We start from the raw sequence: 1673 nt of genomic DNA, 5'->3' as shown, positions 1-1673 counted from the left end.
GGCGGATTCTAGTGGTCGTGGAAACACGGTTTTAGATTTCGGTGGCATAGCCTAGCAGTTCGGCCATTTTTTCGGCTGGTTTGGCAAAGCCTAGGGTTGCGCGTGGTCTGTCGTTGAGTTGCATGGCAACGAACTCGAGGTCTTCTTTGGTGTGGACGGATAAGTCAGTGCCTTTGGGGAAATACTGGCGCAGAAGTCCGTTGGTGTTTTCGTTGCTTCCTCTCTGCCAGGGTGATGCTGGATCACAGAAGTACACCGGACAATCGGTGGCAATGGTAAATGACCTATGGCCAGCCATTTCGCTTCCTTGATCCCAGGTCAGCGAGCCACGAAGGTGTGCTGGTAGCTGTTGGATAGTCTCGATGAGCGCGTTGCGCACTTCCACAGCGCCATGCCCGTTGGGCAGATGCAGCAGCATGACGTATCTGGTGCTGCGTTCTACAAGTGTGCCGATAGCTGATTTGTTTCCCTTGCCCAAAATCAGGTCGCCTTCCCAATGTCCTGGAACAGCGCGGTCATTAACCGTTGCTGGGCGTTCGGAAATCATTACCATGGGGTCGCTAAATCGCTGGCGGGCAATGCGCTGGTTGCGTGGCTTTCTCACAGCACGGCCTTGGCGCAGACATGCGGCGATTTCTTTCTTCAGCTCGCCTTTAGCTTGGAAGAACAACGACATATAGATGGTTTCAGGACACACCCTCATAGTGTCATCGTCAGGGAAGTCCAGACGCAACCTTCTAGAAATCTGCACCGGTGAGTATCGCTTCTTCAACATCGCCCACACCACATCACGCAATGCTGCATGTGTGTCCAGTTTGCGTGGCTTAGGCCGGAATCTGCGCAGCACGGACTTCCGATGAGCTGCATGCGGCAGATACAACCCAAATTCATCACGGTTGCGTGTCATTTCCTTGCTTATTGTTCCCGGTGAGCGCCCCAAACGCCGGGCAATAGCACGCACGCCTAGGCCTTGACGGTTCAAGTCGGCGATAAGTTCACGTTCCTCGACGGATAAATATCGAGGACTAATGCGTTTGTCTATCGCGTGCTGTGGGATAACTTCGACGGGTACTGCTTGGCGGCCGTCAACATAAGGCAAGACCTGCATAAGTCTTTTATAGAGCTCAGTGTCTGGCCCATCGGGAACAAACGGCACACGCCCGACACCATTGAGCTTGGTTACTCCTTTATCGATGTCCAGAGCTTCGCGTGGATTAATACCGACGGCTTTTGCTGCGTCTTTTCGGCTCATCGCACCAGAACGCAGCATCAAATACTCGCACCGACGCGAGGTGGCACTAGCCCGACGGCCATGCGGATTGCGCTGCCACAAGCCAAGCTCAATACCAATGCGGTAGACAACGCTGGTTCCTACATTAAGTCGCGTTGAAATATCTGACGGCTTCACACCTTGCTTCCATAGCGCTTCAATGCTTTCTGTAGCCGAAGCAGAAGTCGACTTCTGAACGCGCACAGGAAGTTGATGCTCACGAGCCAGCCGATACGCAACACTCAAGCTAAGCCCCAGTTCCAACGCCGCACTACGCACACTACGACCACCTGAAACCAAGCAACATAGCTGCTCCACCACATCCGGCGAAGGATCCCAACGACTCGACACCACAAACACCACCAATCAAGGTCAGGTGTTTCCACGATCCTTAGAATCCGCG

The 1673-nt window shown here is 53.7% G+C and carries 1 protein-coding gene; it reads right to left on the bottom strand.

Annotated elements, in window-relative coordinates; translation table 11 throughout:
- Positions 1-31 precede the first annotated feature (31 nt).
- Complete coding sequence (locus tag ACUY3D_RS12620; protein ID WP_448241218.1) at positions 32-1252, bottom strand: IS30 family transposase; 1221 nt, start codon at positions 1250-1252, stop codon at positions 32-34.
- Positions 1253-1673 lie beyond the last annotated feature (421 nt).

The sequence above is a fragment of the Corynebacterium guaraldiae genome (genome assembly GCF_053480195.1).
The sequence above is the reverse complement of the archived record's forward strand: the minus strand, read 5'-3'. Positions and strand labels throughout refer to the sequence as shown.

What these genes read in the sequence shown, in the direction of transcription:
- ACUY3D_RS12620 (WP_448241218.1), bottom strand. Translation starts at nt 1,252, where the DNA reads ATGAGCCGAAAAGACGCAGCAAAAGCCGTCGGTATTAATCCACGCGAA.